The organism is Variovorax sp. GW821-FHT06D12, assembly GCF_059419205.1.
On sequence record NZ_JBWKRI010000008.1, the window covers coordinates 380,834 to 399,284 of the forward strand.

Genomic DNA, 18,451 nt, shown 5'->3' on the forward strand with positions numbered 1-18,451 from the left:
GCACTCACAATTATGCGTAATTACAGGAAATTACGCGAAACGCCCACCGACTTTCCGAGTCTTCAACGCATGCGCCTGGTCCCCAATTCCCTCCACGACGAAGTCGCCGCCACGCTGCGCGAGCAGATCTTCGACGGCACGCTGTCGCCCGGCAGCTTCGTGGACGAGGTGGCCCTGTGCGAGCGGCTGTCGATCTCGCGCACGCCGCTGCGCGAGGCGCTGAAGGTGCTCACCGCCGAAGGCCTGCTGCGCCACGAGCCGCGCCGCGGCTGCTTCGTGAACGAGGTGACCGAGCGCGACCTCGACGAGATCTTTCCGGTGATCGCGCTGCTCGAAGGGCGCTGCGCCTACGAGGCGGCGCGCAACGCCAGCGACGCCGAGCTGAACGAGCTCGACGCGCTGCACGAGCGCCTGGTGCGCCATGCCAAGGCACGGCGCATCAACGACTACTACGCCACCAACCACATCATTCACGAGGCGATCATCAAGCTCGCCGACAACAAGTGGCTGGCGCAGGTGATCGGCGACCTGCGCAAAATATTGAAGCTCGCGCGGCTGCAGCAGCTGCACGCGCCGGGGCGGCTCGACCAGAGCCTGTCGGAGCACCTGGCCGTGTTCGCAGCGCTCAAGGCGCGCGACAGCGAAGGCGCCGACGCCGCCATGCGCACCCACATGACGCGCCAGCGCGAAGCCTTGCGCGAAGTCATGCAACAGCAGAAATCCCGGGTGATGCCGTGACAGGCACCGCCCACATAGCTAACGGCACAGGAGCAGATCGATGAGTGCGACCGAGTGGTTCCAGGCGCGCCTGCGCATGGGCGAATCGTCCAAGGTTCCCGTGGCGAGCAACGGCGCCACGAAAGGCCCGGCCCGTCACACGCCCAAGCCCAGCGCCCGCACCACCGCCGAGCGGCTGCAGGCCACGCTGCGCAAGGCCGACGAGGCGCTGTCGCCGCGCACGCTGCGCCGCGTGCTGGCCGAGCTGCAGGCCGTGATCGATCCGCGCGTGAGCGAGGTCGAGGGCGGCCGCCGCGCCCATGCCATTGCGCAGGCCTACGCCGGCGCTTCGCCTGAAGAACGCCGCGACTACTGGGCGCTCATGAGCGAGCATTTCGCCGCCGACGCGGGCAAGCTCAAGAGCGCGCGCGACCAGCACCAGAGCGCCGTCGGCACGCCCGACGAAGGACAGGCCGAGCTGCGCCTGCGTCGCGCGCTGGTGTCGCCGCGCATGCGGCTGCTGCAGCGCTTTGCGGTCGAGCCCGGCGGCATGCGCTTCCTGGTCGACCTGCGCGCCGACCTGCTGCCGTGCCTGAAGTCCGACAAGCGCCTGCTCGCGCTCGAGGCCGAGCTGGAGCACCTGTTTTCCACCTGGTTCGACGTGGCTTTTCTCGAGCTGCGCCGCATCGACTGGAACTCGCCGGCCTCGCTGATCGAGAAGCTCATCCGCTACGAGGCGGTGCACGACATCAAGAGCTGGTCCGACGTGAAGAACCGGCTCGATGACAGCGATCGCCGCTGCTACGGCTTCTTCCATCCGCGCCTGCCGAACGAGCCGCTCATCTTTGTCGAGGTGGCGCTGGTCGACCGCATCAGCGAAGGCATCATGCCGCTGCTCGACGAGGCCGCCGTGCCGGTGCAGCCGGCCAAGGCGACCACCGCGATCTTCTATTCGATCAGCAACACGCAGACGGGCCTGCGCGGCGTGAGCTTCGGTGATTCGCTCATCAAGCGCGTGGTCGAGACCCTGCAGGACGAGCTGCCGCGCCTGAAGACCTTCGCCACGCTGTCGCCCATTCCGGGCCTGCGCGCATGGCTCGCCAAGAACGCCGGCGAACTGCTGCCGCGCCTGGACGAGAAGCGCGAAGCCGAACTCGGCCGCCTCGTCGGCTCGGTGCCGCCCACGGCCGAGCGCCTGCTGGCAGCGGTCGATGCAGCAACAGAACTCGACGCGAAATCGCCGCTGCGCCAGTGGCTGCTGCAGGCCACCGCCGAGTACCTGGGCCGCACGCTGGTCGACGGCACGCCGGCCGACCCGGTGGCGCGCTTCCACCTGGGCAACGGCGCGCGCGTCGAGCGGCTCAACTGGGCCGGCGACCCGTCGGCCAAGGGACTCAAGCAGTCGTACGGCCTCATGGTCAACTACCTGTATGACCTCAAGCGCCTGGACCGGCATCGCACCTGGCTGGCCGAAGGCAAGATCGCGGTTTCGGGAGACATCGAAGGCCTGTTCCTCAAAAAAGGCTGAGTCCGTTCGCTTTGCCGCGGCAGCGCTGCGGCCCGCACCTTGACCGCCGGAGGGCGGCAACATCTACAACGACGACGACAGGAGACGAGACAGATGACGCAACAGAGTTTTCAACGACGCGATGTGCTGCGCGTCGCCGCAGCAGCCGGGGCCGTGGCCCTGTGCGGTGGCGCACGTGCCCAGGGCTGGCCGACCAAGCCCGTGACCATGGTGGTGCCGTTCCCGGCCGGCGGAGGCACCGACGCCTTCGCGCGTCCGCTGTCGGCCCAGTTCTCCCGCGCGGCGGGCCAGACGCTGGTCATCGACAACCGCGGTGGCGCGGGCGGCACCGTGGGCGCGAGCATCGCGGCCAAGCTGCCGGCCGACGGCTACTCGCTCTTCATGGGCGCCGTGCACCACGCGATCGCACCGTCGATCTACCCCAAGCTCGACTACGACCTCGAGAAAGACTTCGTGCCGCTGATGCTGCTGGCCAACGTGCCGCAGGTCGTGGTGGTCAACCCGAAGCGGGTGCAGGCCGCGACCATCCAGGAGCTCATTGCCACCGCCAAGCGCAACCCCGGCAAGCTCAACTACGGCTCGGCCGGCTCGGGCACCTCGCACCACCTGGCGGGCGAGCTGTTCAAGCTGCAGACCGGCACCTTCATCACCCACATCCCGTACCGCGGCGCGGGCCCGGCGCTGTCCGACCTGATCGCGGGCAACGTCGACCTGATGTTCGACGGCCTGGGTTCTTCCGCGCAGCACATCAAGGGCGGCCGCATCAAGGCGCTCATGGTCGCCGGCGCCAAGCGCAACCCCGCGTTCCCCGACGTGCCCTGCGCCGCCGAAGTGGGCCTGCCCGACTACACCGTCACCACCTGGTACGGCCTGTGGGCGCCCAAGGGCACGCCGGCCGAAGCGCAGACGCAGATCATCGACACGATGAAGAAGGCGCTGGGCACCGACGAGCTGAAGGCCATCTGGGCCCAGAACGGCTCCGAGATCCCGAACGTCACGAACGCCGCCTACGGCCGCTTCGTCAACGCCGAGATCAAGCGATGGGCCACCGTCGTGAAAGCCTCGGGCGCCAAGCTCGAATGACCGATCGGCAGGTCTCGCTGCGCCGCGAAGGCGCCGTGGCGCTCGTCACGCTGTCGAACCCGGGGCGTCTCAATGCGATGACGCGCGCCATGTGGCGCGAGTTGCGCGCGGTGTTCGACGACCTGCACGGCGACACCGCGCTGCGCTGCGTCGTCGTGCGCGGGGAGGGCGGTGCCTTCTGCGCGGGCGGCGACATCTCCGAGTACCCCTCGTTCCGCTTCGAGGAAGCGAGCCTGCGCGAGTTTCACGAGAACGAAGTCTGGGCCGCGCTGCAGGCGATGCTCGACTGCCCGCTGCCGCTGGTGGCCCAGATCGAAGGCGCCTGCATGGGTGCCGGCGTCGAGATCGCCAGCTGCTGCGACATCCGCCTGGCCGGTGCGTCGGCGAAGTTCGGCGCGCCCATCGCGAAGCTGGGCTTTCCGATGGCGCCGCGCGAAGCCGCGCTGGTGCACGGCGCCATCGGCGACGTGCTCGCGCGTGACATGCTGCTGGCCGCCGGCGTGCATGGCGCGCAGCGGCTGTACGACGCGGGCTTTCTCCTGCATGTGCTGCCCGACGCCGAAGTGCCGGCCGCCGCGCAGGCGCATGCCGCGCGCATTGCAGCGCTGTCGCCGCAGGCCGCGCGCCTGCACAAGGCCACCTTCACTGCGCTCAAGCGCGGTGGCGCGGCGGCGCAGCAGTTGCTGGCCACCGCCTATGACTACGCTGACACCGCCGAGCACCGCGAAGGCATCGATGCCTTCCTGGCCAAGCGCCCTGCGAATTTCCAAGCTTCCTGAGCCTGCCGTTCGACGACGATGACGAAGAAGATGATGATGAAGAAGACGAAGTCCTCCCCCAACGCCAACCTGTTCGCCGCCTTGCGCGCCGCCTTTCCCTCCAACCTCGACGCCATTGCGGTCGAGACCGAGAACGGCCTGCATTACTCGTGGCGCGACCTCGACCGCGCCAGCGCGATGATCGCCAACCTGCTCGACGGCCTGAAGCTCGAGAAGGGCGCGCGCGTCGCCGTGCAGGTCGAGAAATCGGTCGAAGCCATGCTGCTGTACCTCGCGACCCTGCGCGCGGGCTACGTGTTCCTGCCGCTCAACACGGCCTACCAGAGCGCCGAGATCGAGTACTTCATCGGCAACGCCGAGCCCGCCGTGGTCGTGTGCACCGGCCGCAACGCGGCCTGGGTGCGCCCCATCGCCGAGGCGGCCGGCACGCGCCATGTGTTCACGCTGGACGACGACCGCACCGGCACGCTGCTCGATGCGGCGGCGCGCTGCAGCGACCGCCACACCGTGGCGCTCAAGAAGCCCGACGACCTCGCCGCCATCCTGTACACCAGCGGCACCACCGGCCGCAGCAAGGGCGCGATGCTCACGCACCGCAACCTGCTGTCGAACGCCGAAGTGCTCAAGGACTACTGGGGCTGGACGAAGGGCGACGTGCTGATCCACGCGCTGCCGATCTTCCACGTGCACGGCCTGTTCGTGGCGCTGCACGGTGCGCTGCTCAACGGCAGCAAGATCATCTGGTTCTCGAAGTTCGACCCGAAGCGCATCGTCGCCAAGCTGCCAGAGGCCACCGTGTTCATGGGTGTGCCCACGCTCTACGTGCGCCTGCTGGCCGAGCCGGGCCTCACGCGCGAGGCGGTGCGCACCATGCGCCTGTTCGTCGCGGGCTCGGCGCCGCTGCTCATCGAGACCTTCGACGAATGGCGCGAGCGCACCGGCCACACCATCCTCGAACGCTACGGCATGAGCGAGACCGCCATGCTCACGTCCAACCCGTACGACGCCAAGAAGGGCGAGCGCCGTGGCGGCACCGTCGGTTTCGCGCTGCCCGGCGTGCAGCTGCGCGTGCGCGACGACGAGGGCAAGGACCTGCCGGTCGACGAGATCGGCGGCATCCAGGTGAAGGGCCCCAACGTGTTCGCCGGCTACTGGCGCATGCCCGAGAAGACGAAGGAAGAGTTCACGGCCGACGGCTTCTTCAAGACCGGCGACGTGGGCAAGATCGATGCGCGCGGCTACATCACCATCGTCGGGCGCAGCAAAGATTTGATCATCAGCGGCGGCTACAACGTCTACCCGGCCGAGATCGAGGGCTACATCAACGAGATGACCGGCGTGGCCGAAAGCGCCGTCATCGGCGTGCCGCACCCCGACTTCGGCGAGGTGGGCGTGGCCATCGTGATCCCCAAGGGCGGCGCCACGATCGACGCCGACGCCATCGTGGCCGAGCTCAAGGCCAAGCTGGCGAACTTCAAGATCCCGAAGCGCTGCTTCGTCGTGCCGGAACTGCCGCGCAACACGATGGGCAAGGTGCAGAAGGCGCTGCTGCGCGCCGAGCACAAGGGGCTGTTCGCCGCCTGAGCCCCGCCGCACGCCCGGGCTTCAGGCGGCGGGCGCGAGCCCGTTCATCAGCCCGCTGCGCGCGTGGCAGTTGATGTATTCGTAGCTTTGCTCGTCGGCCTTCAGCACCGACACCTCGTGGTACAGGCGCAGGCGCAGCTCGAAGTTCAGCGCCTGCACGTAGCGCATGAAGCTGCCGAAGATCGCGACGTGTGTCGGGTGCGACTCGGCCCAGCGCTCCATGTCGGCCAGCGAGCGCCAGTAGCTCAGGCCGAAGGACTTCTGCAGCGGCGCGCCGTGTGCATCGAGGTGGTGCATGAAGCGGTTGCTGTAGCAGCCGATGGGCAGACCCTGGTCGCGCAGGAAGTCCATGCCTTCGCGCAGCACCGGGGCCATGTCTTCCAGGTAGCGCTGGCGTTCCTGGCCGGTGGTCTCGGTCCATTCCTGGCCCGAACGAATCATCGCGAGGTGCGTGTGGCCCGCGATGCGCACGCGCTGGCCCGGTGCAGGCGTGCCGGCGATCACCGCGCGCGTGCCTGAAGGCGCGAGCGCGTCGGCCTGCGCGAGCGGGAGTCGATCGCGCATCGACCCCCAGTAGCCGTGCTCCTGCAGTTCGCCGCTCACACCGCCCATCACCACGCCGATGCCCTCGAGGCGGTCGGGCGTGCTGAACAGGGTCTCGAAGTGCGCAGCACGCGGGGATGCGATTTCGCGGAAGTAGCCGAGGCCTTCATGCAAGCGCTCGTCGGCGTTCCACCAGGCCTCGATGGCGGGCGTGGCACACCAGCGCGCGAACGCCGCCGCATCGCGCCAGTAGGCGATCGCGATCAGGTTGTCGTACCCGTCGGCGTCGACGCAGTGGGCCAGGTCGTGGTGGCCGGGGCCGTCGGGCAGGGCGAAGTCGCGGGTGATTTTCAGGAGCGCGGCGCAGGCCCGGCCCTGCATCGCCGGGCCGCGCGATTGCACGCCGAAGTAGCCCATCACGACCTGGGTCGTCGCCGCGGGCGCGCGCGCCGACCAGCCGGGGTAGGGCGGGGTGTGGTCGTCTGCCACGCGGCGCTCGCGGGTGCGCGGGCAGCGCAGGTGCTCGGGAATGGCCGATTCCATGGTGCGGCTCCGTGGTCGGCTCAGGCCACGACCGGCTCGGGCACGCTGCCCTCGGGCTCCGGCGTGAGCTGCACCACCACGGGCGTGCGGCGCGTCTTGTTCAGCAGCAGCTGCGTGACGTCGGGCCGCGAATAGTGACCGCTCGGATCGGCTGCCGCCTTGGCGAGCGCGATCATGCCGAGGTCGATGTCGGCGATCACCAGGCCTTCGGCGTCTTCGGCCAGCGGCGTGCCCAGTGGCGAACCGTCCGGGCCGTAGATGCGCGCATGCCCGCCGCCGACGCCCAGCATCTGCCGCTTGCCGTCGTCGGTGCACATCAGCTCGCTCATCGCCTTCGACACCGTGGCGCAGGGTGCGATGACGAAGCAGCCGCCCTCGACCGCATACACCTGGCTCGCGGCGTTGTTGACCTCATGGCCCAGCGCGTAGGCCGCGCCGCGGTAGAGCGAAAAGCTCGGCCATGCACCGCAGTGGATCTGCTCGTTCTGCGCATACATCGCGTACTTGCTCAGCGGCTGCAGGTGTTCCCAGCAGCACAGCGAGCCGATGTTGCCCAGCGGCGTCTGGACCACGTGCAGGTCGGCGCCGTCGCCTTCGCCGAACACGGTGCGTTCCACGTGCGTGGGCTTGAGCTTGCGGCGCGTTTGCACGGTGCGGCCCTGGTCGTCGATCAGCGCCTGCGCGATGTACAGGCTGCCCGCCGCTTTCTCGCTGTAGCCGAGCGAGAGCCAGATCTTGTGCTGGCGCGCCGCCGCCTGCAGGCGTTCGAACTCGGGCGAGCCGATGACCAGCGAGTTGTCGTGGTAGCGCTGCACGAACTGCATGCCCCAGGCCGGCGAATCGAGCCAGACCCACCACGGGTAGCCCGGCACCCAGGTCTCGGGAAAGGCGATGAGCTGCACGCCCTGTTTCGCGGCCTGCGCCATGAGGTCGATGGTCTTGTCGATGGTGGCGTCGAGGTCGAGGAAAACAGGCGCGGCCTGCACGGCGGCGACGCGGAGCTTGGGGTGGACGGTGGTCGGCATGGGGTGTTCTCCGGGGCAATGAACGTAACGAAATCCCCGCCGTGCGCACCGGGTTTGCGCGGTGGCATGCGGGTTGCATGAAGCGTAAATTCGCGCCGCCGGAACGCCTTGACCCGGATTGGCGGCGTTCTTGTTCCAGCGTTGCATGTGCCTTGCGAAGGCCTTCCGAGGACCCCGATGACCCCCTTGCTCAGCACCGATGCCGTCCCGCGCGACCAGCGGCTCGCGTACTGGACCGACATGATCTGCAATGTCTACGTGCAGCTCGAATGCGACGCGGTGCGCACCGGCGACGGCGGCGACTTCGAGGGCAGCATCCGCCAGCACGCGCTGCCCGGCCTCGGCATGTCGGTCGTGACCTCGCGGGCGCAGAAGGTGATGCGCACGCCCGGCCACATCGCGGCGTCGAGTGACGACTGTTTTCTCGTGAGCATCCAGGCGCGCGGGCAGGGCGTGGTGCGCCAGGACGGGCGCGACGCCGTGCTCGGCGCCGGCGACTTTGCGCTCTACGACAGCACGCGGCCTTACCAGCTGCTGTTCGACCAGCCCTTCGAGCAGATCGTGCTCAAGCTGCCCGGCGAGCGGCTGCGCAGCGAACTGCGCGACACCGAGGCGCTCACGGCCACCACCGTGTCGGGGCGCGAGGGCGCGGGGCACCTGCTGCTGGGCATGATCCGCACGCTGCGCGAGGACTTCGACGCGCTGCAGCCGGCCTCGGCGCTGGCGGTGGCCCATGGCGTGCAGAACATCCTCGTGGCCGGCCTGCAGACGCTGCCCGCGGCGCACGCACCGGCGCTCAGCAAGCTCACGGCGTACCACCTCGCGCGCGTGAAGCAGCGCATCGACGAGCAGCTGGCCGATCCGACGCTGTCGGTGGGCACGCTGGCGGCGCAGCTGGGCATGTCGGTGAGCCACATCCACCGCGTGTTCAAGAGCGAGCCGCTGACGCCCTCGCAGTACATCTGGGAGCGCCGGCTCGACGCATGCAGCCGCGACCTGCTGGAGCCGCGCCTGGCAGGGCGGCCCGTGGGAGAGATCGCGTACGGGAGGGGGTTCAACGACGCGGCGCATTTCAGCCGCGCGTTTCGCGAGCGCTTCGGGTGTTCGCCGCGCGAATGGCGGCAGCAGCGTTCGCCGCAATGACCGCGGCCACGGCGCATCGGCCGTCGCCGCGGTGGCCGGGTCTTCTTACTGGACCAGCAGCACCGAGATGTCGGTCTCGGCCACGACCTTGGTCGCGACCGAGCCCATCAGCGCGCGGCCCAGGATGCCGTGGCCGTGCGTGCCCAGCACGATCAGCTCGGCCTTCGATTCGGTGGCCGACTTGAGGATTTCCTCGGCCGCGTGGCCGTGGCGCGCGTCGGCGGTGAAGTTGGCCACGCCTTTCTCGGCGAACCAGGCCTTCACCGGGTCGAGCACCTTGGCGTTTTCCTCGGCGTAGTACTCGGTGACGATTTCCTTGCTCAGGTGGCGCGCCACGTGGCCGGAGATGCCGGTGCAGACATTGACCACCACCAGCTCATGGCCGTCCACGAACATGGTGCGGTTGGCGAGCAGGTAATTGAGGGCCTTTTGCGTGTAGGCGCTGCCGTCGACTGCAATGAGGATTTTCATGGCTTTCCTTCTACGACTGTGAACAAGTGCCGCATAGGATGGCACAGGAAAGCCACGGGGTGTTTGATATGCCTCAGCCGCGCAGGCCCTTCCAGAGCATGTAGGCGGCCAGCAGGTACAGGATGCTCGCGAACACGCGCTTGAGCTTTTTCACCGGCAGGCTGTGCGCAGCCCTGGCGCCCAGCGGCGCGGTGAACACGCTGCAGGCCGCGATCACCACGAGTGCGGGCAGCCAGATGTAGCCGAAGGCACCGGCCGGCAGGCCCTGCACCGACTGCCCGCTGAGCACATAGCCCAGCACGTTGGCCACCGCAATGGGAAAGCCCAGCGCCGCGCTGGTCGCCACCGCGTTGTGGATCGCCACGTTGCACCAGGTCATGAACGGCACGCTGATGAAGCCGCCGCCCGCGCCCACCAGGCCCGAGATGAAGCCGATGGTGCCGCCCGCCGCGAGCTGGCCGCCGGTGCCGGGCATCTGGCGCGTGGGCTTGGGTTTCTTGTCGAGGAACATCTGCGTGGCCGAGAAGCCCACGAACAGCGCGAAGAAGATGGCCAGCGCCGTGCCCTTGAGCAGCGCGAACACGCCCAGGCTGCCCGCAAGGCTGCCGATGACGATGCCGGGTGCCAGGCGCTGCACGATGTCCCAGCGCACCGCGCCGCGCTTGTGGTGCGCGCGCACGCTCGATACCGACGTGAAGATGATCGTCGCCATCGAGGTCGCGATCGCCATCTTCACCGCCAGGTCGGCCGGCACGCCGCGCTGGCCCATGATGATCGTGATGAACGGCACCATCAGCATGCCGCCGCCGATGCCCAGCAGGCCGGCGAGGAAACCGGTGCCCAGGCCGAGCGCGGCGAGTTCGGCGATCAGGAGCGGGTCGAGCAGGGCGGCGAGGTTCACGGGAGGATGGGGAAAGAACGAGCGGCTGAAAAAGCAACGGCCCCGTGCGGTGAAGCAGGGGGCCGTGGCGGGAAAAGGTGTCTGCAGATGGTGTGCCGGACCCGCATCCTGAACCAGGGTTCAGGTGGGCGAGGGCAGCAGGACTTCGGGTTCATCTGACGCGAGATGATCACGCCCGTCAAGCGATGTACCAAGCCCGGCTCCGGAGAGCATTGGAACAAGGAAATATTAAGCCCGACACGTCTGCAGACAAAACGGATTTTACGCCCCGGATGTGCCGGGCCGCGTGCCCTCAGAGCAAATGTCCATCGCCTGCCAGGGCCTGATCGAGTCTCTGAATGAGCTGGGCGGCCTTCGGGTCGGTGTCGGCGGCGGTTTCTTCGGTGCTGCTGGCAACCGCAGAGGCCGGTGCCGCGGCAGCAGCGGCAGAACTGGCCTGTTGGGCCGCGAGATCGAAAGCCAGGTTCAGCGAGGCGAGCACGGCGATGCGGTCGCGTGCCTTCACCTTGCCCGCGTCGCGGATCTTGCACATGGCCGCGTCCACGCGGTCGACGGCCTCGCGCAGTTGCGCTTCGCCGCCGTCGGGACAGCCGAGCAAATAGCTCTGGCCCATGATCTGTACTTCAATCTGCTTCATGCGTGATGGGAATCTTCGGAAGGGGGTTCGGCCGGCAGCCGTTCGAGCAGGGCATCGAGGCGGGTGCGGGCCGCGGTGAGCCGCGACTTCAGGCCGTCGCGTTCACGCGTGAGCGCATCGACCTGTTCCTGCAGCAGCGCGTTGGTGCGCTGCACCTCTTCGTGACGCACGAGCAGGCGTTCCACACGCTCGGCGATCTGGTCGATGGGGCTGGAGGCGGGCATGGTTGGCGATTGTAGTTTCCCGGGAATTCGGAACATCCGGCGCACCGCGCGGGGCGCGCACCGGACGTGGCCGAGATTCTGGGGCCTGCGCGGTCCGTGATCAAACCCGGTGTGGCGTGCCCGCCCCGTGGGCCTAAAATCCTGCCCGTTGGTGCTCGCGGCGTGGTTCGCACGGCGCAGTTCAACGGGAAGCAGGAGTGGACGCCCCCCGGGGCCGAAGCCGCCTGCGCTGCCCCCGCAACGGTCAAGCAGACGACGCCGCAACGCGTCACCCCTTTCCATCCAGCCACTGGGCGCCCTGAAACAGGTGCCTGGGAAGGCGGCAAAGGGTCGATCTGCCAGCCCGGATACCGGCCAACAAGGCGGCTGCCGCATCGGCAGCCATGACGCCCATGGCGCCGGCGGGGAAGCCGGCCAGGGCATAGAAGTTCGTTCGGTTCACCCCATGATTTCCTGTGTTTCCCTCTCCAGCGGCCGCGCCAGCGTGCGCCGCAACCGTCCCGCGTGCCTGCCGCTGACGCTCGCCCTGGCCTCGGCCTTCGGCGGCCTGGCCCTGGTGCCGCTGGCCGCGCAGGCGCAAGCCGCCGCCGCAGCAGCAGCATCTGCCACGCTCGACGAGACCGTCGTCACCGCCAACCGCACGCCGCAGGCGCTGTCGGACCTGGTGGGCGATGTCTCCGTCATCGACCGCAAGACCATCGAGCGCAGCGGCGCGACCGGCGTGGCCGACGTGCTGGCGCGCCTGCCCGGCATGGAGATATCGCGCAGCGGCGGCGTGGGCAACGCCACCAGCGTGTTCATCCGCGGCGCCGAATCGCGCTTCACCGCGGTCTACCTGGACGGCGTGCGCATTGATTCGCAGTCGACCGGCGGTGCCGGCTGGGAAGGCATTCCACTCGCGCAGATCGACCGCATCGAAGTGCTGCGCGGCCCGGCCGCCGCGGTGTACGGCTCGGACGCCGTGGGCGGCGTGATCCAGCTCTTCACCAAGCGCGGCGAGGAGGGCGTGTCGCCCTACGCCGGCATCGGCTTCGGCAGCCACGGCCTGCGCAAGATCGAAGGCGGCGTGAGCGGCAAGTCGGGCCTGCTCGACTACTCGTTCGGCGTGGCGCATGAAGAAAGCAAGGGCTTCAACATCCAGCCGATCGCCAAGCGCACGCCCTCGAAAGACGGCTTCACCAACCCCGACCGCGACGGCTACCGCAGCACTTCGGGCAACCTGAAGCTGGGCTTCCAGATCACGCCCGACCAGCGCATCGACGCCACCTTGCTCACCAGCAACACCGAGGCGGCCTACGACCCGTCGGTGAGCTTTCGCACCAAGCCGCCGATCACCTTCCGCAACGACGTGTCGACCAACGAACTGCGCACCGCCGGCCTGACCTGGTCGGCCAAGTGGAACGACATCTACAGCACCCGCCTGCAGGTGACCGATTCGCAGACCGTCTACAAGACCCAGCCCTCGTTCTATCGCACCGAGACCCGCCTGCGCGGCTACCTGTTCCAGAACGAATTCCGTTTCGGCGCGCACCTGGTGACCGCCACGCTCGAGCGCCGCGAAGACGCATTGGAAAACGCGCCCACCACCTCGGCCAAGCTGTTCTCGCGCGACCGCTCGCAGAACGCCGCCGCACTGGGCTACGGCTACGTGAAGGGCCCGCACTCGCTGCAGCTGCACGTGCGCCACGACGACGACAGCGAGTTCGGCGGCAAGACCACCGGCAGCGCCGCCTACGGCTACGCGATCACGCCGAGCCTGCGCGCCACCGTGTCGGCCGGCACCGCGTTCCGCGCGCCCACGCTGTACCAGCGCTTCAGCGAGTACGGCCTGGCGAGCCTGCAACCCGAATCGAGCCGCAACGTCGAGCTGGGCCTGCAGTACACGGCCGGCGCCACGCAGGCCGGCATCGTGCTGTACCGCAACCGGGTGCAGAACCTCATCGTGTTCGACGGCAGCGCCAAGGGTTGCCAGTCGTCGTTCGGCTGCTACGCCAGCACGGCGCGTGCGCGCTACCAGGGCGTGACGCTCACGGGCGGCCACCGCATCGGCGACGTCACGCTGCGCGCCTCGCTCGACTACCAGGACCCGCGCGACCTCGCCACCGACCACCTGCTGGCACGCCGCGCACGGGCGCACGGCACGCTGGGCGCCGACTGGCGCATCGCCGGCTGGACGCTGGGCGCCGAGGTCCAGAGCTCGGGCAAGCGCTACGACGACGCCGCCAACACCGTCAAGCTCGGCGGCTACACGCTGCTGAACCTGTCGGCCAGCAAGCAGATCACGCGCGACCTGAACCTGGTGGCGCGCGTGGACAATGTGGGCGACAAGGACTACCAGTTCGCACGGCTCTACGCCACCGGGGGCCGCACCGCGTACGTCGGACTCAAGTGGACTCCGCAGTAAACACCCGCCGCTCTTCGCCCGGCGCAGCCGTCACCTGCGCCGCGGTGCTCGTGGCCGCGCCGGCCTCGGGGCAGGGCAAGACCACGGTCGCGGCCGCGCTCGCGCGGCTGCACGTGCGCCAGGGCCGCCGCGTGCGGGCCTTCAAGTGCGGGCCCGACTTTCTCGATCCGCACTGGCTCGCGTTGGCCACCGGCGCACCGGTGCACTCGCTCGACCTGTGGATGACCGGCGAGGCCGACTGCCGCGCGCGCCTGCATGCCGCCGCGAGCGAGGCCGACCTGGTGATCGTCGAAGGCGTGATGGGCCTGTTCGACGGCACGCCCAGCGCGGCCGAGCTGGCCGAGCGCCTGGGCCTGCCGGTGCTGGCCGTGATCGACGCGCAGGCCATGACCGGCACTTTCGGCGCGCTGGCCTACGGCCTGCAGAACTTCCGCCCGGGCCTGCCCTGGGCCGGTGTGCTGGCCAACCGCGTGGCCGGCGAGCGCCATGCCGACATGCTGAAGGACGCATTGCGCGAGCCCGGCGACTGGCTCGGTGCCTTGCCGCGCAGCGCCGATTTCGCGCTGCCCGAACGCCACCTGGGGCTGGTCGGCGCCGCCGAGCTCGGCGACGCGATGGTGCGGCTCGATGCCGCGGCCGACGTGCTCGCCGCCACGCCGCTGGGGCAGCGCGCGCCCGGGCAGCTGCCGCAGGTGCGCTTCGAGCCCGCGCCGACGGCGCCCGTCGCGCCGCTGCTGGCCGGACGCACCATCGCCATCGCGCGCGACACGGCGTTCTCGTTCATCTACCCGGCCAACCTCGAGGTGCTCGAAGCCCTCGGTGCGCGGCTCGCGTTCTTCTCGCCGCTGGCCGACGAACCGCTGCCGCCTTGCGATGCCGCCTGGCTGCCCGGCGGCTATCCCGAGCTGCATGCGGCCGTGCTGTCGGCCAGCGACCGGTTGCGGCTCTCGCTCGCCAACCACGTCACGGCCGGCAAGCCGATCTGGGCCGAATGCGGCGGCATGATGGCGCTGTTCGACGAACTCGCCACGCGCGACGACGCCGAGCCGACCGACGTGCACCGCCTCTGGGGCGTGCTGCCGGGGCGGGCGGTGATGCAGAAGCGGCTGGCCGGCCTCGGCCCGCAGCAGCTCGACCTGGGCGCGCATGCCCTGCGCGGCCACACCTTCCACTACTCGCGCTGCGAGACGCCGCTCGCGCCCGCCGCGCGCACCGTCGGCACGCGCGGCGGCGAGGCGCTGTACGTGCACGGCCCCGTGCGTGCGAGCTACTTCCATGCGTGGTTCGCGTCCAGCCCGGAAGCGACCGCGCGGCTCTTCAGCGCCATGCCCCTCGAACTCGACAGCCACGCCGCACAGGCGCCCCCCGATGCCCCTCACTGAGCACGAATTCATCCTCGGCGGCCAGAAAAGCGGCAAGTCGCGCCGCGCCGAGCAGCGCGCGGCCGACTGGCTGGCGTCCGGGCCCGCATCGCGCCGCGCGGTGCTGATCGCCACCGCGCAGGCCCACGACGACGAGATGCGCGAGCGCATCGCGCGCCACCAGGCCGACCGCGCCGAGCGCGTGCCCGGTCTGCAGACCCTCGAGGAGCCGATCGAGCTGGGGCGCGCCATCGTCACGCAGAGCGCGCCCGACACGCTCGTGGTGGTCGACTGCCTCACGCTGTGGCTCACCAACCTGCTGATGCCGCTGCGCACCGAAGGCGCCGCCGTGGTCACACGCACGCCCTCGGCGCACGCCACGCTGCTGCTCATCGCGCTGCGCGAGGCGCGCGGGCCGGTGGTGCTGGTCGGCAACGAGATCGGCCTGGGCGTGATCCCGCTGGGCCGAGAGACCCGCGCCTTCGTCGACGTGCTCGGCCGGCTGAACCAGGACGTGGCAGCCGCCTGCCACCGCGCGACGCTGATGGTCGCCGGCCTGCCGCTGACGCTGAAGGCGCCCGGCGCATGAGCTTCGATCGCATGAAGACCTGGTTGCGCGCGTCGTTGCTCGGGCTCGCCCTGTTGGTGGGCGCGCAGGCGGCGCAGGCCGTCGACGTGGTGGATGAGCGCGGCGTCACCGTGCACCTGGCGCAACCGCCGCAGCGCATCGTCTCGCTGCTGCCGTCGCTGACCGAAGGCGTCTGCGCACTCGGCGCCTGCGACCGCCTGATCGGCGTCGACCGTTATTCCAACTCGCCCGCGCAGGTGCGCGCGCTGCCGCAGCTCGGCGGCGGGATCGACCCGAACGTCGAAGCCATCGTCGCGCTCAAGCCCGACGTGGTGCTGCTCGCCAGATCGTCGCGCGTCACGCAGCGGCTCGAGGCACTGGGCCTGAAAGTGATCGTGCTCGAACCCAGGAGCCATGCCGACGTGCGCCGCGTGCTGGGCGCGCTCGACCAGGTGCTCGGCACGCACGAGGCGCCCGCCGTGTGGCGCGCCATCGATGCGGCCGTGTCGGCCGCGGCACAGTCGCTGCCGGCCAGCGCCAAGGGCCTGCGCGTGTACTTCGAGGTCAACACCGGCCCGTACGCGGCGGGCGATTCGTCCTTCATCGGCGAAACGCTCGCGCGGCTGGGCGTGAAGAACATCGTGCCGGCGTCGCTCGGCCCCTTTCCCAAGCTCAACCCCGAGTTCGTGGTGCGCGCGAACCCCGACCTCATCATGGTCAGCGTGCGCAGCGCGATGGGTCTGGAGCAGCGACCCGGCTGGGGCGGCATCCGCGCGGTGCGCGAAGGGCGCGTGTGCCGCTTCGACGCCGAGCAGACCGACGTGGTCGTGCGCCCCGGCCCGCGCATGGACGAGGCTGCGCGCCTGATGGCGCAGTGCCTGGCGGACAAGGGGAGGTGAGCGGCATGCATTCCGCGCACCTGCGTCGCGTGCTGCTGCTCGGTGCCGGCCTGCTGGTGCTGGGCGCGGCGCTGCTGCTCTTCGGCCTGGGCATTGGCAGCACCGGTTTCCAGAGCCTGCTGTCCGCGCGGCACGACCCGGTGGCGCTGCAGATCGTGTGGGACATTCGCCTGCCGCGCACCCTCGGCGCGTGGTTGGCGGGCGCGCTGCTCGGGCTTGCGGGCGCGGTGGCGCAGGGCCTGTTCCGCAACCCGCTGGCCGATCCGTACCTGCTGGGCAGCGCCTCGGGCGCGTCGCTGGCCGTGGCGCTGGCGCTGATGCTGTTCGGCGGTTCCGTCACCAGCACGCAATGGGTGATGCGCCTGGGGCTCACCGGCGCGGCCTTTGTCGGCGCGGTGGCCGCGGTGCTGCTCACGCTCACGCTGGCGCGCGGCGTGCAGCAGACCCTGCGGCTGCTGCTGGCGGGCGTGATCGTCGGCGTGGTGCTGGGCGCCGCCAAGGACCTCATCACTATCGCCTCGGCCGACATCCTGCAGGCGCTGCAGGGCTTCGTGCTCGGCAGTACTGGGCTGGTCGGCTGGGCCGCCTGCGCCGTGATGGCGGCGGTCGGCGCGGCCTGCCTGCTGCTGGCCTGGGCGCTCGCGCCGGTGCTCGACGGCCTGGCGCTGGGCGAGGCCACGGCGCGTAGCCTGGGCCTGCCGCTGGGCGCCATGCGCGCCGCGCTGGTGGCGGTGCTGGCGCTGGCGACTGGTGCCGCCGTCGCGCAGACCGGCCTCATTGCTTTCGTCGGCCTGGCCGCGCCGCACCTGGTGCGCTCGGTGGTCAAGACCACGCATGCGCGGCTGATCGTGCTGTCGGCGTTGATGGGCGGGCTGCTGCTGATGGCGGCCGACCTGCTGGCGCGTTGGCTGATCGCGCCGCAAGAGCTTCCGGTGGGCGTGCTCACCGCGGTGCTCGGCGGCAGCTACCTGCTGTGGCTGATGCACCGGCGCGGCGCGAAGGGAGGTGGCCTATGAGTCGCACGCCATCCGCCGCGCTCGAAGCGCATGGCCTCAGCGCCACGCTCGGGTCGGTCGAGGTGCTGCACGGCATCGACCTGTCGCTCGCGGCTGGTCGTTGGACCAGCATCGTCGGGCCGAACGGCGCCGGCAAGTCGACGTTGTTGAAAGCGCTGGCTGGGTTGCTCGCACATCGCGGCGAAGTGCGGCTCTTCGGCGAGGCGCAAGCTGCCGTGCCGGCCCGCGTGCGCGCACGGCGCCTGTCGTGGCTGGGCCAGAGCGGCACGGGCGAGGGCAGCGCCGACGACCTGATGGTCTACGACGTCGCCATGCTGGGGCGCCTGCCGCACCAGCGCTGGCTGGCTGCGCCTAGCGAAGCCGATCGCGATGCCGTGGAGCGCGCATTGCGCAGCACCCAGGCCTGGGACTGGCGTGACCGTCCGCTGGGACAGCTCTCCGGCGGCGAACGCCAGCGCGTGCTGCTGGCGCGTGCGCTGGCGGTCGAGGCTGAACTGCTGCTGATGGACGAGCCGCTGGCCAACCTCGATCCGCCGCATCAGGCGGACTGGATGCAGACGGCGCGTGCACTGGTGGCGGAAGGCCGCACCGTGGTCAGCGTGCTGCACGAACTGCCGATGGCGCTGGCTGCGGATGAACTGGTGGTGATGAACCGGGGGAGGGTGACGCATCACGGTGCTTGTTCCGACCCTGAGACTCACCAGGCGCTGGAGCAGGTGTTCGACCATCGCATTCGCGTGCATCGCGTGGCAGAGCAATGGATCGCGTTGCCGTTATGAAGCTTCGCGCATCAAGTCATTCAGGGCGCGCTCCCGCCGACGGGGCACCTTGCTCCGCGAATGTTCCCCGGCCTGCGGCCTCCTCCTTGATTTCGCTGCGCAAGGCGCCCCATCGACGTGAGCGTGGGGCAGTGCAGCTGTTGATCGAGCAGCACAACGACCGCGCTCAGTGTGCGCAGGACACTGGGTGCTTCCCGCAGCGAAATCAAGGAGGAGGGCGAAGCCCGGGGGACATTCGCGGAGGGA

General features: G+C 69.8%; 18 protein-coding genes and 1 riboswitch. Of the genes, 12 read left to right on the plus strand and 6 right to left on the minus strand.

Annotation, left to right across the window (positions count from 1 at the left end; all coding sequences use genetic code 11):
- Positions 1–69 precede the first annotated feature (69 nt).
- From AC07SQ_RS24885 to AC07SQ_RS24905, 5 genes are all read left to right on the plus strand, one after another.
- Positions 70–738, plus strand: coding sequence for a GntR family transcriptional regulator (locus tag AC07SQ_RS24885; RefSeq protein ID WP_062480546.1), 669 nt, complete (start codon positions 70–72; stop codon positions 736–738).
- Positions 739–778: 40 nt separating this feature from the next.
- Positions 779–2,245, plus strand: coding sequence for a malonyl-CoA decarboxylase (locus tag AC07SQ_RS24890; protein WP_369632651.1), 1,467 nt, complete (start codon positions 779–781; stop codon positions 2,243–2,245).
- A gap of 93 nt (positions 2,246–2,338) precedes the next feature.
- The gene (locus AC07SQ_RS24895; protein WP_062480542.1) at positions 2,339–3,328 is read left to right on the plus strand and encodes a Bug family tripartite tricarboxylate transporter substrate binding protein; all 990 of its coding nucleotides are present in this window, start codon (positions 2,339–2,341) and stop codon (positions 3,326–3,328) included.
- Positions 3,325–4,107 carry an enoyl-CoA hydratase/isomerase family protein gene (locus tag AC07SQ_RS24900; RefSeq protein ID WP_495271438.1) on the plus strand — a complete coding sequence of 261 codons (783 nt, stop codon included), beginning with the start codon at positions 3,325–3,327 and terminating at the stop codon, positions 4,105–4,107. Before AC07SQ_RS24895 ends, AC07SQ_RS24900 begins: the two co-directional genes overlap by 4 nt.
- An 18-nt stretch (positions 4,108–4,125) precedes the next feature.
- Positions 4,126–5,691: a malonate--CoA ligase gene (locus AC07SQ_RS24905; RefSeq protein ID WP_495271437.1), complete on the plus strand. Its 1,566-nt coding sequence runs from the start codon at positions 4,126–4,128 to the stop codon at positions 5,689–5,691.
- A 21-nt stretch (positions 5,692–5,712) separates the two neighbouring features.
- Here AC07SQ_RS24905 and AC07SQ_RS24910 read toward each other — a convergent pair whose 3' ends face one another.
- Positions 5,713–6,777: a phenylacetaldoxime dehydratase family protein gene (locus AC07SQ_RS24910; RefSeq protein ID WP_495271436.1), complete on the minus strand. Its 1,065-nt coding sequence runs from the start codon at positions 6,775–6,777 to the stop codon at positions 5,713–5,715.
- Between the two features lie 20 nt (positions 6,778–6,797).
- On the minus strand, positions 6,798–7,802 hold the full coding sequence (locus AC07SQ_RS24915; RefSeq protein ID WP_492695968.1) for a carbon-nitrogen hydrolase family protein: 1,005 nt from the start codon (positions 7,800–7,802) through the stop codon (positions 6,798–6,800).
- 177 nt (positions 7,803–7,979) lie between these two features.
- Between AC07SQ_RS24915 and AC07SQ_RS24920 the strand changes: the two genes are divergently transcribed.
- Positions 7,980–8,945 carry an AraC-like ligand-binding domain-containing protein gene (locus tag AC07SQ_RS24920; RefSeq protein WP_095745101.1) on the plus strand — a complete coding sequence of 322 codons (966 nt, stop codon included), beginning with the start codon at positions 7,980–7,982 and terminating at the stop codon, positions 8,943–8,945.
- Between the two features lie 45 nt (positions 8,946–8,990).
- Here the strand turns inward: AC07SQ_RS24920 and AC07SQ_RS24925 are convergent, their stop codons facing one another.
- The 4 genes from AC07SQ_RS24925 to AC07SQ_RS24940 all read right to left on the minus strand — a co-directional run bounded on the left by AC07SQ_RS24925 (position 8,991) and on the right by AC07SQ_RS24940 (position 11,178).
- Positions 8,991–9,416 carry a universal stress protein gene (locus AC07SQ_RS24925; RefSeq protein WP_390344227.1) on the minus strand — a complete coding sequence of 142 codons (426 nt, stop codon included), beginning with the start codon at positions 9,414–9,416 and terminating at the stop codon, positions 8,991–8,993.
- A 73-nt stretch (positions 9,417–9,489) separates the two neighbouring features.
- Positions 9,490–10,317: a sulfite exporter TauE/SafE family protein gene (locus tag AC07SQ_RS24930; RefSeq protein ID WP_062480530.1), complete on the minus strand. Its 828-nt coding sequence runs from the start codon at positions 10,315–10,317 to the stop codon at positions 9,490–9,492.
- Positions 10,318–10,609: 292 nt separating this feature from the next.
- Entirely contained in the window at positions 10,610–10,954 is a 345-nt protein-coding gene (locus tag AC07SQ_RS24935) for a cell division protein ZapA (protein WP_495271435.1), read from the minus strand.
- A complete protein-coding gene (locus AC07SQ_RS24940) occupies positions 10,951–11,178 on the minus strand; it encodes a DUF904 domain-containing protein (RefSeq protein WP_495271434.1) in 228 nt (75 codons plus the stop codon). Before AC07SQ_RS24940 ends, AC07SQ_RS24935 begins: the two co-directional genes overlap by 4 nt.
- A 132-nt stretch (positions 11,179–11,310) precedes the next feature.
- A riboswitch (cobalamin riboswitch) is annotated at positions 11,311–11,551 on the plus strand.
- Positions 11,552–11,623: 72 nt separating this feature from the next.
- Here AC07SQ_RS24940 and AC07SQ_RS24945 point away from each other — a divergent pair.
- The 6 genes from AC07SQ_RS24945 to AC07SQ_RS24970 are packed head-to-tail and all read left to right on the plus strand — an operon-like array spanning position 11,624 to position 18,205.
- On the plus strand, positions 11,624–13,582 hold the full coding sequence (locus tag AC07SQ_RS24945) for a TonB-dependent receptor domain-containing protein (protein WP_495271433.1): 1,959 nt from the start codon (positions 11,624–11,626) through the stop codon (positions 13,580–13,582).
- Positions 13,567–14,964: a cobyrinic acid a,c-diamide synthase CobB gene (locus AC07SQ_RS24950; RefSeq protein ID WP_307693769.1), complete on the plus strand. Its 1,398-nt coding sequence runs from the start codon at positions 13,567–13,569 to the stop codon at positions 14,962–14,964. Before AC07SQ_RS24945 ends, AC07SQ_RS24950 begins: the two co-directional genes overlap by 16 nt.
- Entirely contained in the window at positions 14,951–15,532 is a 582-nt protein-coding gene (locus AC07SQ_RS24955) for a bifunctional adenosylcobinamide kinase/adenosylcobinamide-phosphate guanylyltransferase (RefSeq protein WP_159271953.1), read from the plus strand. Before AC07SQ_RS24950 ends, AC07SQ_RS24955 begins: the two co-directional genes overlap by 14 nt.
- A gap of 11 nt (positions 15,533–15,543) precedes the next feature.
- Positions 15,544–16,410, plus strand: coding sequence for an ABC transporter substrate-binding protein (locus tag AC07SQ_RS24960; protein WP_495271615.1), 867 nt, complete (start codon positions 15,544–15,546; stop codon positions 16,408–16,410).
- A 5-nt stretch (positions 16,411–16,415) separates the two neighbouring features.
- Positions 16,416–17,426 carry a FecCD family ABC transporter permease gene (locus tag AC07SQ_RS24965; RefSeq protein WP_095747588.1) on the plus strand — a complete coding sequence of 337 codons (1,011 nt, stop codon included), beginning with the start codon at positions 16,416–16,418 and terminating at the stop codon, positions 17,424–17,426.
- Positions 17,423–18,205, plus strand: a complete 783-nt coding sequence (locus tag AC07SQ_RS24970) for an ABC transporter ATP-binding protein (protein WP_495271432.1) — start codon at positions 17,423–17,425, stop codon at positions 18,203–18,205. The genes AC07SQ_RS24965 and AC07SQ_RS24970 overlap by 4 nt, the downstream gene beginning before the upstream one ends.
- The last annotated feature ends 246 nt before the right edge of the window (positions 18,206–18,451 follow it).

Excerpts from the sequence above, each read along its gene's own strand:
- AC07SQ_RS24920 (WP_095745101.1), top strand. The coding sequence starts at position 7,980 with ATGACCCCCTTGCTCAGCACCGATGCCGTCCCGCGCGACCAGCGGCTC.
- AC07SQ_RS24945 (WP_495271433.1), top strand. The coding sequence starts at position 11,624 with ATGATTTCCTGTGTTTCCCTCTCCAGCGGCCGCGCCAGCGTGCGCCGC.
- AC07SQ_RS24915 (WP_492695968.1), bottom strand. The coding sequence starts at position 7,802 with ATGCCGACCACCGTCCACCCCAAGCTCCGCGTCGCCGCCGTGCAGGCC.
- AC07SQ_RS24885 (WP_062480546.1), top strand. The coding sequence starts at position 70 with ATGCGCCTGGTCCCCAATTCCCTCCACGACGAAGTCGCCGCCACGCTG.
- AC07SQ_RS24925 (WP_390344227.1), bottom strand. The coding sequence starts at position 9,416 with ATGAAAATCCTCATTGCAGTCGACGGCAGCGCCTACACGCAAAAGGCC.
- AC07SQ_RS24965 (WP_095747588.1), top strand. The coding sequence starts at position 16,416 with ATGCATTCCGCGCACCTGCGTCGCGTGCTGCTGCTCGGTGCCGGCCTG.
- AC07SQ_RS24960 (WP_495271615.1), top strand. The coding sequence starts at position 15,544 with ATGAAGACCTGGTTGCGCGCGTCGTTGCTCGGGCTCGCCCTGTTGGTG.
- AC07SQ_RS24940 (WP_495271434.1), bottom strand. The coding sequence starts at position 11,178 with ATGCCCGCCTCCAGCCCCATCGACCAGATCGCCGAGCGTGTGGAACGC.
- AC07SQ_RS24905 (WP_495271437.1), top strand. The coding sequence starts at position 4,126 with ATGACGAAGAAGATGATGATGAAGAAGACGAAGTCCTCCCCCAACGCC.
- AC07SQ_RS24890 (WP_369632651.1), top strand. The coding sequence starts at position 779 with ATGAGTGCGACCGAGTGGTTCCAGGCGCGCCTGCGCATGGGCGAATCG.
- AC07SQ_RS24935 (WP_495271435.1), bottom strand. The coding sequence starts at position 10,954 with ATGAAGCAGATTGAAGTACAGATCATGGGCCAGAGCTATTTGCTCGGC.
- AC07SQ_RS24910 (WP_495271436.1), bottom strand. The coding sequence starts at position 6,777 with ATGGAATCGGCCATTCCCGAGCACCTGCGCTGCCCGCGCACCCGCGAG.
- AC07SQ_RS24955 (WP_159271953.1), top strand. The coding sequence starts at position 14,951 with ATGCCCCTCACTGAGCACGAATTCATCCTCGGCGGCCAGAAAAGCGGC.
- AC07SQ_RS24970 (WP_495271432.1), top strand. The coding sequence starts at position 17,423 with ATGAGTCGCACGCCATCCGCCGCGCTCGAAGCGCATGGCCTCAGCGCC.
- AC07SQ_RS24895 (WP_062480542.1), top strand. The coding sequence starts at position 2,339 with ATGACGCAACAGAGTTTTCAACGACGCGATGTGCTGCGCGTCGCCGCA.
- AC07SQ_RS24900 (WP_495271438.1), top strand. The coding sequence starts at position 3,325 with ATGACCGATCGGCAGGTCTCGCTGCGCCGCGAAGGCGCCGTGGCGCTC.